This is a genomic window from Myxococcales bacterium (assembly GCA_016720545.1).
GTDB lineage: Bacteria > Myxococcota_A > Polyangia > Polyangiales > Polyangiaceae > JAAFHV01.
Genome location: JADKKK010000005.1, coordinates 395635 through 411955, shown reverse-complemented (window position 1 = coordinate 411955; position 16321 = coordinate 395635). Strand labels below are relative to the sequence as shown.

At 71.0% G+C, this 16321-nt stretch carries 14 protein-coding genes and 1 riboswitch; of the genes, 9 read left to right on the top strand and 5 right to left on the bottom strand.

The annotated features are described in order from the left end of the window. Window positions 1-14 precede the first annotated feature (14 nt). Window positions 15-1970, bottom strand: a complete 1956-nt coding sequence (locus IPQ09_13430) for a serine/threonine protein kinase (protein MBL0195208.1) — start codon at window positions 1968-1970, stop codon at window positions 15-17. 63 nt (window positions 1971-2033) lie between these two features. Here IPQ09_13430 and IPQ09_13425 point away from each other — a divergent pair, with 63 nt between their 5' ends. Together IPQ09_13425 and IPQ09_13420 are read left to right on the top strand one after the other, a co-directional pair. Then, entirely contained in the window at window positions 2034-3671 is a 1638-nt protein-coding gene (locus IPQ09_13425) for a mechanosensitive ion channel family protein (protein MBL0195207.1), read from the top strand. 159 nt (window positions 3672-3830) lie between these two features. Beyond that, on the top strand, window positions 3831-5042 hold the full coding sequence (locus IPQ09_13420; protein ID MBL0195206.1) for a VWA domain-containing protein: 1212 nt from the start codon (window positions 3831-3833) through the stop codon (window positions 5040-5042). 60 nt (window positions 5043-5102) lie between these two features. Here IPQ09_13420 and IPQ09_13415 read toward each other — a convergent pair whose 3' ends face one another. Continuing rightward, window positions 5103-5315 (bottom strand): hypothetical protein, encoded by a 213-nt coding sequence (locus IPQ09_13415; GenBank protein ID MBL0195205.1) that lies wholly within the window; start codon window positions 5313-5315, stop codon window positions 5103-5105. Window positions 5316-5378: 63 nt separating this feature from the next. Here IPQ09_13415 and IPQ09_13410 point away from each other — a divergent pair, with 63 nt between their 5' ends. Further along, entirely contained in the window at window positions 5379-6764 is a 1386-nt protein-coding gene (locus IPQ09_13410; GenBank protein MBL0195204.1) for a hypothetical protein, read from the top strand. On the opposite strand, the gene IPQ09_13405 is transcribed toward IPQ09_13410, so the two are convergent. After that, window positions 6718-7680 carry a hypothetical protein gene (locus tag IPQ09_13405; protein MBL0195203.1) on the bottom strand — a complete coding sequence of 321 codons (963 nt, stop codon included), beginning with the start codon at window positions 7678-7680 and terminating at the stop codon, window positions 6718-6720. The two genes, IPQ09_13410 and IPQ09_13405, sit on opposite strands and share 47 nt — an antisense overlap. 182 nt (window positions 7681-7862) lie before the next feature. On the opposite strand from IPQ09_13405, the gene IPQ09_13400 reads away from it, so the two are divergent. Continuing rightward, window positions 7863-8057 carry a hypothetical protein gene (locus IPQ09_13400; protein ID MBL0195202.1) on the top strand — a complete coding sequence of 65 codons (195 nt, stop codon included), beginning with the start codon at window positions 7863-7865 and terminating at the stop codon, window positions 8055-8057. A gap of 154 nt (window positions 8058-8211) precedes the next feature. Here IPQ09_13400 and IPQ09_13395 read toward each other — a convergent pair whose 3' ends face one another. Next, window positions 8212-9621, bottom strand: coding sequence for an MFS transporter (locus IPQ09_13395; GenBank protein ID MBL0195201.1), 1410 nt, complete (start codon window positions 9619-9621; stop codon window positions 8212-8214). A 200-nt stretch (window positions 9622-9821) separates the two neighbouring features. Between IPQ09_13395 and IPQ09_13390 the strand changes: the two genes are divergently transcribed. The 4 genes from IPQ09_13390 to serS all read left to right on the top strand — a co-directional run bounded on the left by IPQ09_13390 (window position 9822) and on the right by serS (window position 14126). Further along, window positions 9822-10700 (top strand): DUF1003 domain-containing protein, encoded by an 879-nt coding sequence (locus tag IPQ09_13390; GenBank protein MBL0195200.1) that lies wholly within the window; start codon window positions 9822-9824, stop codon window positions 10698-10700. A gap of 76 nt (window positions 10701-10776) precedes the next feature. Then, window positions 10777-10875: riboswitch (cobalamin riboswitch) on the top strand. Window positions 10876-10973: 98 nt separating this feature from the next. After that, complete coding sequence (locus tag IPQ09_13385) at window positions 10974-11792, top strand: hypothetical protein (protein MBL0195199.1); 819 nt, start codon at window positions 10974-10976, stop codon at window positions 11790-11792. Between the two features lie 183 nt (window positions 11793-11975). Further along, the gene (locus IPQ09_13380; GenBank protein ID MBL0195198.1) at window positions 11976-12737 is read left to right on the top strand and encodes a hypothetical protein; all 762 of its coding nucleotides are present in this window, start codon (window positions 11976-11978) and stop codon (window positions 12735-12737) included. A 114-nt stretch (window positions 12738-12851) separates the two neighbouring features. Next, the gene (serS, locus tag IPQ09_13375; protein ID MBL0195197.1) at window positions 12852-14126 is read left to right on the top strand and encodes a serine--tRNA ligase; all 1275 of its coding nucleotides are present in this window, start codon (window positions 12852-12854) and stop codon (window positions 14124-14126) included. Window positions 14127-14458: 332 nt separating this feature from the next. On the opposite strand, the gene IPQ09_13370 is transcribed toward serS, so the two are convergent. Further along, window positions 14459-15799 carry a hypothetical protein gene (locus tag IPQ09_13370; protein ID MBL0195196.1) on the bottom strand — a complete coding sequence of 447 codons (1341 nt, stop codon included), beginning with the start codon at window positions 15797-15799 and terminating at the stop codon, window positions 14459-14461. Window positions 15800-15912: 113 nt separating this feature from the next. On the opposite strand from IPQ09_13370, the gene IPQ09_13365 reads away from it, so the two are divergent. After that, a complete protein-coding gene (locus tag IPQ09_13365) occupies window positions 15913-16284 on the top strand; it encodes a hypothetical protein (GenBank protein ID MBL0195195.1) in 372 nt (123 codons plus the stop codon). Window positions 16285-16321: the final 37 nt, after the last annotated feature.

Genomic DNA, 16321 nt, shown 5'->3' with positions numbered 1-16321 from the left:
CGGCTCCGTCGCCCTCAGCGCCCGAGCGCGACCTTCGCGCGATCCCCGAGTCGCTTCAGGTCGTCCTTCGTCGTCCACGCGGCGATCACCACCACCAAGTTCGAGACGTTGCCTACGGCGAAGAGCACGAACGGCACGATCGAGTCGGAGGCCGCCGACGCCAGGAAGCCCGCGAGGTAGAGCGCCGCCGGCAGGGCGAACCGGACCTCGCTCGTGATGGCGAGCGAGGTCGCGAGGAACGCCCAGAGGAACATGCTGAGCGTGAGGTGGTGGCGCAGCGACACGCCCATGAGGTCGAGCCCCGGGACGAGCACGACCTGCATCACGAGCCCCGAGAGCGTGGTGAACGCGAGGTTGCGGTTCAGGCGCGTCTTGGAGATCGAGTCGCGCGCCCAGAACAGGAGGCCGCCCGCGATCGCGACGGCCACGAGGGTGCGCAGCAGCAGCGGGTGCATCGGGGGCGAGGCTTCGCGGTGCGCGTAGATGACGAACGGCGTGATCGCGCCGACGACGGCGAGGATCGCGGCGAGCAGCAGCCGCGTGCGCCGCCCGACGCTCGGGTCGTACTCGGCCTCGAGGTGAGCGAGCTTGGCGAGTCGGGCCTTCTCGGCCTCGCGCGCCCTCAGCGCCTCTTCGACACGCGCCCGCAGCGCCGGGGCGGGCGACGTCATCTCCGCCAAGACGGCGTGCGCGGCCTCCGCGGAGCCGGCCGCGAGCTCGAAATCGATCATCTGCGTGCACACGAGCTCGAGCCCCGCCCTCGCCTCGTCGTTCTCGGACCACGCGCGGAGGGCCTCCAGGTACCCGAAGCGCGCGGCGCCAAAGAGGTTGTACGCCTGCTGGCGCCCCTCGGCGTCGACCGGACCGGCGAGCAGGCGGGTGAGCTGCGCGCGCTTGTGCGCGGCCTCCTCGGCGAGCTCGCTCGAGCCGCGGTGCGTGAGAAAATCGAGGACCGCCGCCCGGAGCTCGGCCACCGACGGGTAGCGATCGGCGTGTAGCCGACGCATGGCGCGCGTGCACACCCCGGCGAGCTCGCGAGGGCAGTCTTCCGGGAACAGCGGGCTGGAGTACAGGATGCTGCTCACCATCGTGGCGAACGTGCTCCCCTCGTGCGGAGGCCTACCAACCACAATCTCGTACAGCGTCGCCCCGAGCAGGTAGATGTCGGTGCGCTCGTCGATGCGCGGCGTGGGCGACCCCAACATTTCCGGGGCCATGTAGCAGGGCGTGCCGGCCGCGTCGGTGGCGTCGGAGGCGAGCGGCAGGCGGCGCTCCGGATCCGGCTCGAGGCTCACGGCGATGCCCCAGTCGAGCAGGTAGACCTCGCCGAACTCGCCGATCATGACGTTCTCGGGCTTGATGTCGCGGTGCACGATGCGCTTCGCGTGCGCGCGGCTGACCGCCTGCGTGACCTGGACGAACACGCGGAGGTGCCACTCGAGCGGATCGGTCGCGCCGTGCCGCCGGCGCACCGCCTCGGGATCGCGGAGGAGGGCGTCCCACGACGTCCCCTCGACCTTGCGCATGACGATGTGGGGACGGCCTGCCTCGTCGACGCCGAGATCGTAGATCGGCACGACGTTGGGGTGCTCCACGCGCCCCGTGAGCCAGGCCTCGCGGAGCAGGCGGTTGGAGGCCTCCGCGTCGTTCGCGAGCGCGGCTCGCACGGTCTTGATGGCGACCTGGCGCCCCAACGTGGACTGCTCGGCGACGCGAACGACGCCCATGCCGCCCTCGCCGAGGGTCTCGCGGACGACGAAGCCGGGCAGCGAACCGCCGGGCGCCGTGTGCAGCAGCCCCGCCGTGGCGATCGCCTCCGGGCTCGCGACGCGCTCGCGGTCGCGCTTGGGCTCGATGGTCGAGCGCGGGTGCTCGACCAGGGTCGCCCCGAGATCCTTCATGATCGGCAGCGTGAGCAGGCGCTCCGACCAGTCTTCTGGCGACAAGGTCTCGTCGAACTCGATGCTCACGGGCAGAGCATCGCCCAGCCCCCCCCCCTTGGGAAGCGCGGGCAGAGCCGGTATGACGTGTTCATGCTTCGACCGGCCCGAGGGCGGCTTCTGCTGGTTTCACTTGGGGCGTTGCTCGGCACGCTCGGCCTCCTGCTCGGCCTCTCGGTCGGGTTCCCGCGGACGGCGCTCGCGCGCGTCGCGCCCGCCGTGCCCACGGTGAGCCCCGTGGAGGCGAAGGTGGAAGAGGAGATCGCGCCCGACTCGCCCCGCGCGAGCATGGCGCGCTTCGTCGCGGCGACGAACGGCGGCCGCTGGGCCGAGGCGGCCACGTACCTCGAGCTAGGCCGCGCGGACGCGCGTCGCGGGCCTGAGCTGGCGCGGAGGCTGAGCGACGTGCTGAACCACCGACTCTGGCTCGACCCCCACCTGCTGTCGCCCGAGTCGTCCGGCAAGCGTGACGACCAGCTCCCACCGGGGGTCGACGAAATAGGGCGCATCGTCGGCACCGACGGCAAGTCCGAGCCCGTGCGTCTCGTGAGACGCGAGGCCCGCTCCGCCGACGAAGAGTCCCGGTGGCTCTTCTCCCTGGCCACCGTCGCGCGCATCGACGCGCTCTACGGGAGCCTCAAGGGGCGCTGGTTCCGCGAGCACCTGCCCGAGCCGCTCCTGCGAGACGCTCCCGGACCCTTCATCTATTGGCAGCTCATCGCCTTGCCACTGGCGATGCTCGGGTGTCACTTCGCGGGGCGACCGCTCGCGTGGCTGGTCGTCGCGCTGATGGCCCGCCTCGCGCGACGGACGCAGGTCACCTGGGACGACGAGGTCGCGCGAGGTGTGCGGGGCCCGGCGCGCCTGCTCACCGCCGTGCCTCTCTTCTACCTCGCCACGAGCCAGCTCGCGCTCTACCAGCGCGCGGAGGAGCTCGTGGAGCGGCTGTGCCGAGCCGCGGTGCTGGCGGGGTTCTTCTGGGTCGCGCTCCGCGCGCTCGCGGCGTTCGGCGGCACGGTGCTGACGAGCGAGTGGGGCGTCGTACGGCCCTCGCTCCGCGATTTCTCGTGGTTCTCGCTCCGCGTCGCCCGCATCACCGTGTGGGTCGTCGGCGGCGTCGTCGTGCTGAGCCAGCTCGGCTACCCGGTGGGCAGCCTCGTGACCGGCCTCGGCATCGGCGGCATCGCCATCGCGCTCGCCGCACAGAAGACGGTCGAGAACCTCTTTGGGTCGGTGTCGATCCTCGTCGATCAGCCCTTCCGTGTGGGCGACGCCATCCGGGTCGACGGTGTGGAGGGCACGGTCGAGAACATCGGCCTCCGCTCGACCCGCGTGCGAACCCTCGACCGCACGCTGGTGGTGATCGCGAACGGCAAGCTCGCCGAAATGCGCACGGAGTGCCTCACCGCGCGCGACCGAACGCGCTTCGCGACCAAGCTTCGACTGTCGACGGCGACGACGACGGCGCAGCTCGCCGCGCTCGTGACCGACCTCGAAGTCGTGCTCCGCGCACACGAGAAGGTCGATCCGGAGACGATCGCGGTGCGGTTCTCCGCCGTGGGTGACGGTTCGCTCGACATCGAAGCGAGCTGCGCCGTCACGACGACCCAGTGGGCGGAGTTCACGAGCTACCGGCAGGCGCTGCTCTTGGGATGCGTCGAGGCCACGCGCCAAGCCGGCGTCGAGCTCGCGCCGCGAGAGCAAGCGGCGCCCGCGGCGCCCGCGGCGTAGGTCGCGCCTGGTTCGATTCGTGGCCAGCCGTGAGTCAGCCTCGATCCAGTCGCGCGGGCCCCACATGGTAGACCACGCGATGCCTCGAAGAGAGCCGATGTAGGTGATTCTGCGCGCTAGGCCGCACGCCAGGCACGTCGGTTGCACTTGACGAATGTCGTGAGCCCCCTCCCCGCCCCCCTCGCCTCTCGTCGGTCTCGGTTCGGCGCCATCACCGGCGCACTCGCCACCGGCGCGCTCGCCGCACTGTCCACCACACTGGTGGTGGCCTGCAGCGGGACGGTCGACGATCCCTCGCCGTTTCCCTCCGCAACGCCCGGCGCGACCACGGGGCCAGCGGCCCCGGGCACCAACCAAGGCGGCTCGGGGCCTTTCGGCGGCCCTGGCGGTGGCGGCGGCAGCTCCGGGGGCGCCGGCAACGTCACCCCCGAGTGCGCCTCCGTGAAGGCCAAGGCCGACCGGCTCCCGCTCGAGATGATCGTGGTGCTCGATAAGTCCGGGAGCATGTGCGAGTACACGACGGCCACTGAGCCCCGAAACTGCGGCAACGCGGCCTCGAAATGGAAGATCGTCACCAAGGCCCTCGAGACCTTCTTCCGCAGCTTCGAGTCCGCGGAGATCACGGTCTCGCTCATCGCGTTCCCGAACGGCGACGAGTGCAACGCCGCCACATACCGAACGCCCATCGAGCGGCAGAAGCTCCCGCTCGGCGCCGACGCGCTCGTCGCGAAGATGAACGGGCTGTCGCCAAACGGCTCGACGCCCACGACGCCGGCCGCCGACGGCGCCGTGCAATACGCGAAGACCGTCGACGCCGCGCTCGCGGGCCGAGGCAAGACGGTGATCGTGTTCGCGACCGACGGGCTCCCCCAGGGCTGCAACAACAACAGCATCCAGGCGGCGGGGAACGTGGTCGGCGTGGTGTCCTCCACGATCAAGAGCTACGTCATCGGCGTAGGGGCGAACCTGACGGCGCTGAACGATCTGGCGGTGAAGGGCGGCACGAGCAAGGCCCTGCTCGTCAGCAACGCGAACACCACGCAGGCGAGCATGGACCTCACGACGGCGCTGAGCCAGATCCGCGGCGCTTCGCTCGCGTGCGAGTACGCCTTGCCGGCGCCTCCTGCCGGGCAGAAGCTCGACATCAACGCGGTGAACGTGCAGTTCACGCTCGCCGGCGGCACCCCGCAGACCCTCCCCTACAGCGCCGACTGCTCGAACGCGAAGGGCTGGCGCTACGACAGCGCCACGGCCCCGACGAAGATCACGCTCTGCCAGACGGCCTGCGACGACGTGAAGGCCACGGCCGGCACCGAGTCGAAGCTCGACGTCGTCCTCGGGTGCAAGACCGAGGGCGGCACGCCCCGGTGAGCTTGGTTCGCGCCGCCTCGGGCTCGCTCCTTCGCCCCGCGCCCCCGTGGCGAGCGTGCGTCAGTCGTCGTCGTCTTCCTTGAGGTGCTTCGCCCGCGCGAAGACGGCGGCGCCGGCCGCGATCACCGGCAGCGCCATGACGCACAAGATGATGTAAAGACTAGGATTTCTATGGGAAGAGCTGGTCAGGTACAGCGTCGAAGCGACGATGAGGCACGGAAACCCCATGAGGGTGACGCCGAGGACCTTGGCGGTGAACTTGTCTTCGAGCACGCCCGTGCAGCCTACACCAAACAGGACACGCCGGGGCGCTTCGCGGTATAGTCGGGGCCTTCCATGAAGGTCCCCACGGTCCCCGCCTCACCCCGCCGGATGTCCACCACCGGTCTCTCGCTTGGCCTGTTCTCGCTTGGCCTGTTCTCGCTTGGCCTGTTCTCGCTCGGCGCCGCCGCCATCGGGTGCACCTCGCCCCCGCCGTACTTCGTCGTGCGCGGCATGCCGGGCGAGCGCCTCCCCATGGTGTCGGGCGATCAGATGCGCCTCCAGCACCCCTCGCAGGAGCGCTACGGACAGGCAAAGTCGGGCTACCACGTCGTGCACTCGAGCGACGACTGGAAGCGCCTCTTCCCGAGCGGCGAAGTGGCCGCGTCGCCGGCGGAGGTCGACTTCTCGAAGAAGATGATCATTCTGGCCGTCGGCGACGGCCGAAAGACCACCGACGTGAAGGTCACCAAGGTGCTCGACACGGCCAGCACGCTGCACATCTTCGTGCGGGAGTCGCTCGAGGGCGAGGGCTGCAAGAACGAGAACGAGGGCAACGCTTACGACGCCGTCATCACCGATCGCCTCGACAAGAACGTGCTCGTGCACGTCGAGGTGGAGCGGGGCACCTCCTGCGGCGCGGCGCCCACCGCCCAGATCACCTGCCGGCAGGGGGCCGGCGCGTGGGCGAACCCCATCTCGGCCCAACCGAACGGCGCCGCGGTGGAGTGCGAGGCCGTCCCCCACGTGACCGGATCTTTCGCGCTGGTCGAGCAGAGCTGGCGCTTCGCCCAGGTCCCAAACGGCTCGGCGTCGAAGATGGCGTTCTCCAAGAACAACACGCACGTCGCGTTCCCTGTCGACCTCTTCGGCAGCTACGTCCTGTCTTTCGACGTCGTCGACGAGGCGAGGCGGCGTGGCACCGCGCAGGCCACGGTGGAGGTGGCGCCCCCGAAGGACGGCGACACCTACGTGCAGATCGCCTGGACCAAGTTCGAGGCGAACGACGACCTCACGGCGTTCCCTCGCGTAAACCTGCGCATCACCGAGGACGGCAAGCCCACCCCCGGGGTGTGCGCGAAGGACGTCGTGCGTAAGCCCGACTTCTGCGACGTGCGCGAGCAGGTCCCGACGGTGCTCTTTCACTTGAAGGGCGCGCGCGACAAGTTCCTGCTGGAGACGGCCTACACCGACGAGCGCGCCAAGGGGGGCCCCTACATCTGCGTACGCACGTTCCTCAATGGCGCGAAGGTCGCCGAGGCGTGCGACGATGTGCCCCGCGCCGCCGAGTCGGTGTGGACGGTCGGCCTCCTCGACGCCCGCTCGGGCAAGGTCGGGCCGCCGCCTCCTCCGGCGCCCGCGCCCGCTGCCCCACCACCGGACCCGAAGAAGCCCGCCAAGCCGGTGAAGCCGGTCAAGGCGCCGCCGAAGGCCCCCGCGAAGCCTCCAGCGAAGAAGTAGCGCGGTCCCTCGCGTCGCGCGCCCGAGCGGCCCCGCGAGCGATCGCGGCGACGAACCCGGGCAGCGCCTCAGGCGCCTCGGTGAAGAAGAGCGACGGCTCGACCAGCTCGAGCTCCATCAGGAGGAGCGCGCCTTGCTCGTCGCGCGCGGTGTCGACCCGCGCGTAGAGGAGTGGCTCGCTCGTGGGGTGGAGTTCGTCCACGGCAGCGAGCACCTTCGTCGCGAACTCCCGCTCGTCGTCGGCGAGCTCCACCCGCGTGACCGCCTCGGCGTCCCCCGAGAACCTCGGGCTCTTGCGGATGGCGTGCGAGGCCACGCCGTCGAGCACCACGACCGAGCGCTCTCCCCTCCCCTCGACGCTGCGAACGTACGGCTGCACCATCACGTCGCGCTCGGCCGCGAGCACCCGCAGCGCGGCGTCGCCGGCGGCGCGCTCGGCCGCCGTGAAGCGCGACGTCTTCCACGAGCCCGCCGACACGCGGGGCTTGATGACGACGTCGTCGTCGAACCCGTGCATCTTGCACACTTCGGCGAGGGACGTGTCGCGGCCCCGGTCGACGAACGCGGTCGGGACGATGGGCACCCCGCGCGCGGCGAGCTCGCCCAAATAGCGCTTGTCGACGTTTCCGCGCAGCACGGCGGGCGGGTTCAGGACGGTGGTCGCCCCCTCGATGGCCGCGAGCCACGCGAGGAACTCGGCGAGCGCCTGGGCGTAGCTCCACGTCGACCGGACGACCACGAGATCCGGGGCGCGCCCCGAGTCTGGCCAGGCGCGCCACACGGGCGGGCCGTCCCAGGGGAGCAGCGAGACGACGAGGCCGGCGCGCGCGAGCGCACCGAGGAGCGGCGCCTCGTCGTGGTCGGGCTCGGGGAGCGTGGCGCAGGTGGCGATGGCGACGGACAGGGGGCGGAGCATGCGGCTCGCGAGCGTAGCAGCCTCGCGCCAGCGCCGGCGCGGGGCACAGCCCCCCACGGGTGCGTGTGGTCAAGCATCCCACCGGCCGGTGCCGATTTCGCCATCAGAAGATTGACGGGGAGGGGTGAACCTTGGCAAAAAGCGAGAGCGTTTCGAGAGGCTCATCCCGAGGAGGACTTTTCATGAAGAAGATTGCGCTTTTGTTTGCGGTGACGGTGGCGGTGGCGGCGGCGGCGATCGCTTGTGGCGACGCGAAGCCCCCGATGGATCCCTCGGCGCTCAGCTCGGCCTCGGCCGGCATGCCTGAGGCCCCCGCGGCCCCCAGCGGGATGCCGAGCGACGCTCCGAGCGCCGCGCCTGCCGCGCCCGCGAAGTGAGTCGTCTGCTCGTGGCGTGAGTCCTCTCATCGCTACGGCACGCCCGGGAAGGGCCCCTGCGTTCAGGCGGGGGCCTTTTTTCGTTTGTGGGGCTCGCGCGGCCCCGCCCCGGGCTCCGCGACGCCGAGGACGCCTGCCGTGACGACCCCGCGGGCTACTGGGCCGGCGCGGCCGTCCTCGGCTTGGCGTTCCACACGAACAGCGTGAGCACGAAGCCCAGCACGGCGAACGGGAGAATCGCCGCAGGCCAGGTCCACCACGCCGCCGCGGTCGAGGACAAGGGCCTCGCGGGGAGCACCACCTTGAGGACGCGCGAGCCGAGCGTGGAGCCGAGATACACGCACCCGTCGATGACCCCGACCACGACGCCAACGTTGCGCTTTCCACCGAAGTCCATGCTGGCCGTGCCCGAGAGCATGCCGTGCACCCCGATGATGGCGAGCGTCATCAGCACGAGCACCCAGCCGACGTAGGGGGTGCGGAGCGTGGCGTACATCGCCAAGGAGCCCACGATCATGGCGGCGTAGAGCAGCGCCGCCACGGGTCCGCGCCTCGACTGGAAGAGGCGGTCGGAGATGAGCCCGGCGAGCACCCCGCCGAGGATGCCCGCGACGCAGTTCATCATGCCCCAGTGCATCTGCACGTAGTCGACGGCCGCGCGCCCGGTGTCCTCGGAGAACGACCGGTAGCTCTTCATGATGGTGTTGCGCAGGTAGCCGCTGCAGAACTCGATCGCCGCGATGGTCAGGATCGCGCTGCTGCCGAGCATGAGGCGCACCACCCGACGGAGCGGCATGCGCTCGCCCGTGCCCGTGGCGTCGCCGAGGTCGAAGTCGGTGTGCCCGGCCTCGCCTGGTGTGTCACGCACGAGCGCGAGGTCGACCACGGCCAAGACCAGGAGGATGCCCGCGGGCACGAAGAACGCAGCGTGCGCGCCGACGCCCTTCACGAGGGCGCTCGACCAGTCGAAGGCGAAGTAGAGGCCCAGCGAGATGAGGATGCCGAAGATCCCCCCGAAAGTGCCTCGCTCGCGCAGGTGGAACCAGGCCGAGTTCACCTTCACGATCGAGACCGCGCCGAAGCTCTGGAAGTACATGTTGAGGGCGTAGAGCGCCGAGAATACGGGCACGAGCGCGGGGCGGGCGTCGCGCGGAATGGCGCCGTCTCGCATGGCCCAGAGCGCCACGGCGCCCATCAGCGCGTTCGCGAACGCCGCGCCGACGGCGGCGATGAGGGTGGTCTTCCGGCCCCCAATGCGGTCGGTGATGGGACCGTTGACGAGGAACGAGAGGCCGTAGGTGAGGGCGCCCCACGAGTCGATCTCGAAGTACTGGGCCTTGTCGAAGAGCACGAGCACGTCGCGGCGATCGATGCACGCGTTCAGGTTGTACCGCCCCATGTACAGGAACGCGTACGTGAGCCCCACCGGGAACCAGTTGAAAAAGCGCCTACGACGGAAGGCGGAGGTGTGGCCCAGCTCAACCTTGGGCAGCCGCGCAACGACGACGACGATGACCGCGAGCAGGACGACGATCGGGAGAAGGTCAACGAGCCAGCGCGGCATGGGCGCGGAGAATGGCACGGGGCCGGCCCACGGACCATCCCAATGTCCTGTGGGGGCCGCCGCGGAGCCGCCTCACCGGGACCTCCGGCCTGCCTCCCGGCGCGCGCCGTTGCGCCGTGGCGACGATGGCGTGGTAGCCTGCTCGGCGCCCCGGGAGTGCACCGCCACCCGGGCCGCGCGCAGAGCGCGAGCGCCCGTACATGCTGCACTCCGAGCTCCTCTCCCAGATCCCGCTGTTTGACACGATGTCGCACGAGGACACGGTGGCGCTCGCGGCGCGGCTCACCGCGAAGACCTACGCGGCGGGGACGGTCGTCTTCAACATGGGCGACAAGGGCTCGTCGATGTACATCGTCAGCTCGGGCTCGGTGCAGATCTTCCTGCCCGGGTCGCCCGGCGCCGACACGGCCGACGAGCCGGTCGTCTTGAAGGACGTACGCACGGGAGAGTACTTCGGCGAGCTGTCGCTGTTCGACGACAAGCCCCGCTCCGCGAGCGTGTCGGCGACGACGGACACCGTGCTGCTCGAGCTCACGCGCGAGGACTTCAGCGACCACCTGAGCCACTCGAAGACGGCCACGATGGCCATCCTCGCCGAGATGGCCGAGCGCCTCCGCGAGACGAACGTTCTGCTCTCCCAGCGCGCGGCGCACAACGTCGTCAAGGAGTTCGAGGACAACCTCACGTGGGGCCAGAAGCTCGCCGACAAGGTGGCCGACCTCAACGGGAGCTGGGCGTTCATCCTGTTTTTGCTCGGGCTCACCGTGGCGTGGGTGTTCATGAACAGCGTGATGGCGGTGCGCTTCGACGAGTACCCGTACCAGTTCTTCAACCTGGCTCTCGCCATCCTCGTGGCGCTTCAGGGGCCGCTCATCGTCATGAGCCAGAACCGGCAGTCGTCGAAAGATCGCGCCCAGGCCGAGACCGACTTCCGAGTGAACCTCAAGAACGAGGTCGGCATCGAGAAGATCCAGCGCGAGCTCGCCGCCTTCCGCGCAGAGACCCTGAAGCACCTCGAGGTGCTCGAGCGCTACGGTCGCCACGATCGCATCCGCCACGAGATGCCCAAGAAGAAGTAGCCGGGGGTCGTCCGCGCAGGGTCGCGGCTTGCGGTGGACAGCCGCGTCGGCTACGAGTGCACCATCGAGAGAGGCGGGAAGTCCGGTGAGACGCCGGCACGGAGCCGCCACTGTATCCGGAGCTCCGCGCCCCGCTCCACGCGGCGAGGTGGCGGCGAGCCGGGAGTCAGAACGCGCCTCGCTCGTGAGCCACGCGCTCCCCGCCGGGGTGGTCCCGAACGGCGCGCGAGGTTCTCTGGTTTCGCCGCGCGAGCCTCGCGGCCGGAGTCGAGAATGCCGCTTCCCCCCGCGCTCTGCCGTGTGTCGATCCTCGTCCTTGGCCTCGCGCTCGGCGCGCGCGCACTCGGGGGCTGCAGCGACGGCCCCGCGCCAGCGACCGACGGCGGAGTGATCGACCTCGGGGCCACGCCAGAGGCGAGCCCGGGAACGCCCCCGGCCTCCAAGCCCCGCGTGGACGGCGGCTTTCCGTCGGCGGGCGACGCCGGGGTGCTCCCCGCGAGCCGCTTCGCGTCGCGGGTCGTCTCGTTCACGCCAGGCGACTGCGCCGGCTTCGGCCTGCCGAGCTTGCCCGACGTGGTGCTCGGTCCCCCCGAGGGCGCGGGCGCGACGCAAGGCGGCCTCGACGTGCTCTCGCTCGGCGTGGGCGGCGAGGTAGTGCTGTCGTTCGAGGCCGATCCGATCGTCGACGGCCCCGGCGTCGACTTCATCGTCTTCGAGAACGCTTTTTACGCGGCCGGGAACCCGGAGGCGCCGTTCGCCGAGCCGGCGACGGTGAGCGTGAGCGACGACGGCGTCACGTGGAGGTCGTATCCGTGCACCGCGACCTCGGCGCCCTACGGCGCGTGCGCCGGGTGGCGTCCCGTGTATTCTGCATCTAATAACGCCATCTCACCTTTCGACGTGGCGAGCGCCGGCGGCGATCCCTTCGACCTCGCCGACGTCGGCCTCGCCCGGGCGCGCTTCGTCCGCATCGTCGACCGCGGCCTCGGGGTGTGCGCGCCCAACCCGGGCAACCCGGACAAGCTCACGACCGGGGGCTTCGACCTCGACGCGGTGGCCTCCGTGAACCACGCGGGCGGCCCGGCTCGCTGAAGCATGAGCTTCGATCGAGCCCAGGCCGCCGGGGACGGCGGACGGGCGTAAGGTCGCGCGCCCGGCGGCGTTTGGCGTGTGCATGCGACGTTTTTCTCTCACCGTCGTCCAACGGACGATAAAGTACGCCGCACCGAGATCCCCCTCTGGGGTCGTCGGGCGGACCCAACCGAGGAGCTTGCCGTGAACGCAATTACGAAACTCTCTGCGACCGTCGTCATCACCGCGCTCGCCCTGACGGCCTGCGGAAAGGACGAGCCGCCCCCGAACACGGCCTTCGGCGCGGGCAGCGCCTACCCCGGCGGCCCCGGCGCGCCCGGCGCCCCCGGCGCGTACCCCCAGCCCGGCGCCCCCGGCGCTCCCGGCGCGTACCCCCAGCCCGGCGCCCCCGGCGCTCCCGGCGCGTACCCCCAGCCGGGCGCTCCCGGCGCTCCCGGCGCGGGGACGGCTCCTGCCCCGGGCCAGCCGGCTCCGGGCGGCTTCCCCGGCTTCCCCATGCCGGGCGCCGCGCCCGCAGGCGGCGGCGGCGGCTCAGCGCAGGCGATCGACCCGAACCTGGCGCAGATGGCCGTAGGCCCGATGATGATGTACGCGAACACGGAGGCGCCCGGCATGCAGAAGGAGGGCAACCTCGCCGCGGCCAACTTCTCGACTGGCCAGACCCTCGAGGGCGCCTTCACCATCGCGCCGGGCAAGTGCTACACGCTGGTCGCGGCGGGCGTCGGCGTCACCTCCATCGACCTCGAGATGTTCATCGTCACCCCCATCCCGGGCCTCCCGCCGGGGTCGTTCGCGAAGAACGCGTCGAAGGGCGCGCAGACCTCGATCGGCGGCAAGGCCAACTGCGTGAAGCTCGCGCTCTCTCCCGTGCCGGTGAACGCGAAGTGGGTCGCGACGGCCAAGGGTGGCGCGGGCCTCGTGGCCGTGCAGCTCTACTCCAAGTAGGTCACCGAACGGGGTCGCCGGCTTCCGCCGCGCGCCTCGGCTCTCCGCGCGCCGCGCAGCACTCCTGCCGCGGCGCGGCTCTTTTTGTCCGCGACTCGTGCTAGTCGCACGCCCATGCTCGACATCGCCTTCATTCGCCAGAACCCCGACGTCGTTCAGGCGGCCGCCACCCACAAGCGCCTCGACCTCGACGTCTCGGCGCTCCTCGCGGCCGACAAGGAGCGCCGCGAGGGCATCGTCGCCGTCGACGCGCGGCGCGCGCGAAAGAACCAAATCGCCGGCCTCATCCCGAAGGCCTCCAAAGAAGAGCGGCCCGGCCTCATCGAGGAGGCGCGCGCGGTGCGCACCGAGCTCGAGACGCTCGAGCCGGCGCTCGCGGAGGTGCAGCGGCGCTTCGACGATCTCATGCTGCGCGTCCCGAGCATCCCGCGGCCCGAGGTGCCCGTGGGCAAGGGCGAAGAAGACAACGTCGAGATCCGCCGCGTCGGCACGCCGCGCACGTTCGGCTTCACGCCGCGCGACCACGTCGAGCTCATGACCGGCCTCGGCATGGTCAACTGGGAAGGCCCGCGCAAGTTCGCCGGCGGGCGCTCGTACGCGCTCACGGGCATGGGCGCGCTGCTGGAGCTTGCGGCCACGCGGCTCGCGATCGACGTGCTCGTGGCGCGAGGCCTGACAGCGGTCATCCCGCCCGTGATCGTGCGCGAGCGGGCGCTCGTGGGCACGGGCTTCTTCCCGCTGGGGCGCGAGGAGACCTACACGCTCCCCGCCGACGACCTCTTCCTCGTGGGCACGAGCGAGGTCGCGCTGGTCTCCCTGCACGCCGACGACACGCTCGATCTCGAGGGCCTCCCGCTCCGCTACTGCGGCATCTCGCCGTGCTTTCGCCGCGAGGCGGGCGCGAGCGGCAAGGACACGCGAGGCCTCTACCGGGTGCACCAGTTCACGAAGGTGGAGCAGGTCGTGTTCTGCCGCCCCGACGAGGAGGAAGCGGAGCGCGAGCACTACGCCCTACTCGCGAACGCGGAGGCCATCCTCGAGAAGCTGGAGATCCCCTACCGCGTCGCGATCGCGTGCACCGGGGAGATTGGCCTCGGCCAGACCCGCAAGCACGAGGTCGAGTCATGGATGCCCGGCCGAAACGCGTACGCCGAGACCCACTCGTGCTCCACGCTGGGCGACTTCCAAGCGCGCCGCTCGAACGTGCGCGTGCGCCTCGCCGACGGCCAGCTCGCCTTCCCGTACACGCTGAACAACACCGCCATCGCGAGCCCGCGGATCTTGATCCCGCTGCTCGAGAACCACCAGAACGAGGACGGCTCGGTCACTCTTCCGAAGGCCCTCGTGCCCTACATGAACGGGATCGAGGTGCTGCGGCCCAAGGCGTAGCGCGCGTGGCTCCGGCTGCCACGAGGCGGCCGGTCTAGTCCCCTGGAGTCGTGGTTCGTATCAGAAGTCCGGTCTTCGGAGTCATTCCGAGGAGCGAGGGGGTGCCCCGTTTTCGGCGGCGGCGGGCCCGTCCTCAACTCGGACGCCGTTCCGCGCGGTGGAGGCGGCGCTTTGCGCTCAGGGGACAGTGGTTTCGGGTGTGACCGCGCGAGAACGCCGACCCTCGAACATGAGTATCCTCCCACCGCCGCCGAAAACGGGACACCCCCTCGCTCCCTTGTGGCGAAAGGCCGAGCCGCGCGACTTCTGGAAGGGATCACGCTTCCAGGAGACTAGCCGACCTTGTAAGGCACCGAAAATACCGATGGATTTCGACGCTTTGCGAGAAAGCCCCCGACGAGCGCGAGGCCCACGAGGGCGAGCACGACGGCGAGCAACGCCCAGACCCACCCGCGCCCCTTGCGGGGCACCCCGGCCGGCTGGGAGCTGTCGATCGCCGCCGACGTGGGCGGCAGGGTGACCCCACCGGGATGAGGCGAAAACCCGCTCAGCGAGCCGCCCGACCCTGGCGGCACGGTGCCTAGCGAGGCGACCGAGCCCGACGCGCCCAGCGCGCCCAGCGATGGCACCGAGCCCGACGCGCCCAGCGACGGCACCGAGCTCGACGCCACCGCCATGGGGAAGGTCGAACCCGCCGCAGGGGGCACCGGGCGTTGCTGCGGCTGCGGCGAGGCGGGCGTGACGAGCGGGAGCGGCATCGACTGTGGCATGAGGTGCGTGCTGCCGAAGGCCGGCGTCCGCGAGGAGGGCGCGCTGGCCGGCGGCGCCGCTTCGGCGCTCCGCAGCGCCATCCCGACCTCGACGCTGCTCGAGCCCAACGGGAGGGTGTGGAAGCCGGGCGCCTCACGCGTCGGCTTTGGAAGCGACGCGAGGGTCTGCGCGGGATCGCGCCGGTCCGCTTCGGGCGGCGGGGTCGGTGGAGCAAGCGGAGGACCAGGCGGAGCAGGCGGAGCAGGCGCCGCGCGCGCGGCGAGCGGCGCGGCCTGACGGATCGGTTGGATCTCGGGCCGCGCGTGAGGTGCGGTCGGAGCGTCGAGCCCGACGTCGACGCCGCTCACGGGGAGCGTCGCGCCGAGCGGGTCGGGCGCCGCAGCCGACATCGACGCGCGCATCGGGTCCATCGCGGCCACTTCGCTGAGCAGCCGCCTCGCCACGTCGGCGGGCACCTGCTTCGTCATCGCGTCGGAGAAGCCGTCCGGCGAGGTCTCGGAGTCGGCCTCGTCGTCCGAGCCGACGAGCGGCGCGAGGCCGAGGTCGCCCTTGCGTTGGCGCCGTGTCGACTCCTCTGCCTCGGGAATGGTCGACGGCGCCGCTTCGCTCGGGGGGAGGAAGGCCTCGCCCGGCAGCGGGCGCGCCCTCGCCACCGTGCGGTCGGCGGTGTCGGCCGGAGGCGGATCGCCGGGCATGCGAATGGCCAACAAGTTCGGCGCCGAGACACGCCGAATGCGCCGCAGCGCCTCCGCGTCCACCGCGCCACCCTGCTTCGGTTGCAGCGATGGCGCGCTCTCCGGCCCCATGGGCTGGGGGGGCAGCTTCGGCCGGGTGAGCTTCTGCGTGAGGGCGATATCGTCGTCGAGATACTCGACGCGCGGCCCCTTGCCCTTCCCGTCCATGGAGCAAGTCTACCCGGGGGACGGGCCCGCGGGCCACCTTTGCCTTCGCGAGCCCGAATCGGGGCTTGGCCGAGCCGAGCGGGCCACCGCGCCGGCGTGTTACACCACACGTCATGGACTCTTCGATGACGCTGCTCTCGATCGTCGCGGGGGTGTCCGCGCTCGTCAGCCTCCTCGTGCAAGTCGGCCTCGTCGTCCTCGTGGCCACCGTGGTGCGACGGCACCGACCTGACGCGTACGGTCCGCTGCTCGTGTGGTCGGGCCTCAGCGTGGCGTTTCACCTGGTCGGCATGGTGCTGACTCCGGTGCTCATGTTCGTCGCAGGTCGGGGCGGCACGCAGGCCATCGTCGCGGTGCAGACGCTCACCGCAGGCGTCGGCCTCGTCTTCCACGTGACCCTCGCGGCGATCCTCGCCCACGGCCTCGTGAAGCTCGCCGAGCCACCTCGCCCTCCCCACGTCGAGGGCGCGCCCCCGTACCGGTGACCCGAGGCCGCCGCGAGCGGCCCGCGGGCTCGGCGTC

What these genes read in the sequence shown, in the direction of transcription:
- IPQ09_13385 (MBL0195199.1), top strand. Translation starts at nt 10,974, where the DNA reads ATGCCGCTTCCCCCCGCGCTCTGCCGTGTGTCGATCCTCGTCCTTGGC.
- IPQ09_13410 (MBL0195204.1), top strand. Translation starts at nt 5,379, where the DNA reads ATGAAGGTCCCCACGGTCCCCGCCTCACCCCGCCGGATGTCCACCACC.
- IPQ09_13425 (MBL0195207.1), top strand. Translation starts at nt 2,034, where the DNA reads ATGCTTCGACCGGCCCGAGGGCGGCTTCTGCTGGTTTCACTTGGGGCG.
- serS (MBL0195197.1), top strand. Translation starts at nt 12,852, where the DNA reads ATGCTCGACATCGCCTTCATTCGCCAGAACCCCGACGTCGTTCAGGCG.
- IPQ09_13370 (MBL0195196.1), bottom strand. Translation starts at nt 15,799, where the DNA reads ATGGACGGGAAGGGCAAGGGGCCGCGCGTCGAGTATCTCGACGACGAT.
- IPQ09_13400 (MBL0195202.1), top strand. Translation starts at nt 7,863, where the DNA reads ATGAAGAAGATTGCGCTTTTGTTTGCGGTGACGGTGGCGGTGGCGGCG.
- IPQ09_13395 (MBL0195201.1), bottom strand. Translation starts at nt 9,621, where the DNA reads ATGCCGCGCTGGCTCGTTGACCTTCTCCCGATCGTCGTCCTGCTCGCG.
- IPQ09_13365 (MBL0195195.1), top strand. Translation starts at nt 15,913, where the DNA reads ATGGACTCTTCGATGACGCTGCTCTCGATCGTCGCGGGGGTGTCCGCG.
- IPQ09_13405 (MBL0195203.1), bottom strand. Translation starts at nt 7,680, where the DNA reads ATGCTCCGCCCCCTGTCCGTCGCCATCGCCACCTGCGCCACGCTCCCC.
- IPQ09_13390 (MBL0195200.1), top strand. Translation starts at nt 9,822, where the DNA reads ATGCTGCACTCCGAGCTCCTCTCCCAGATCCCGCTGTTTGACACGATG.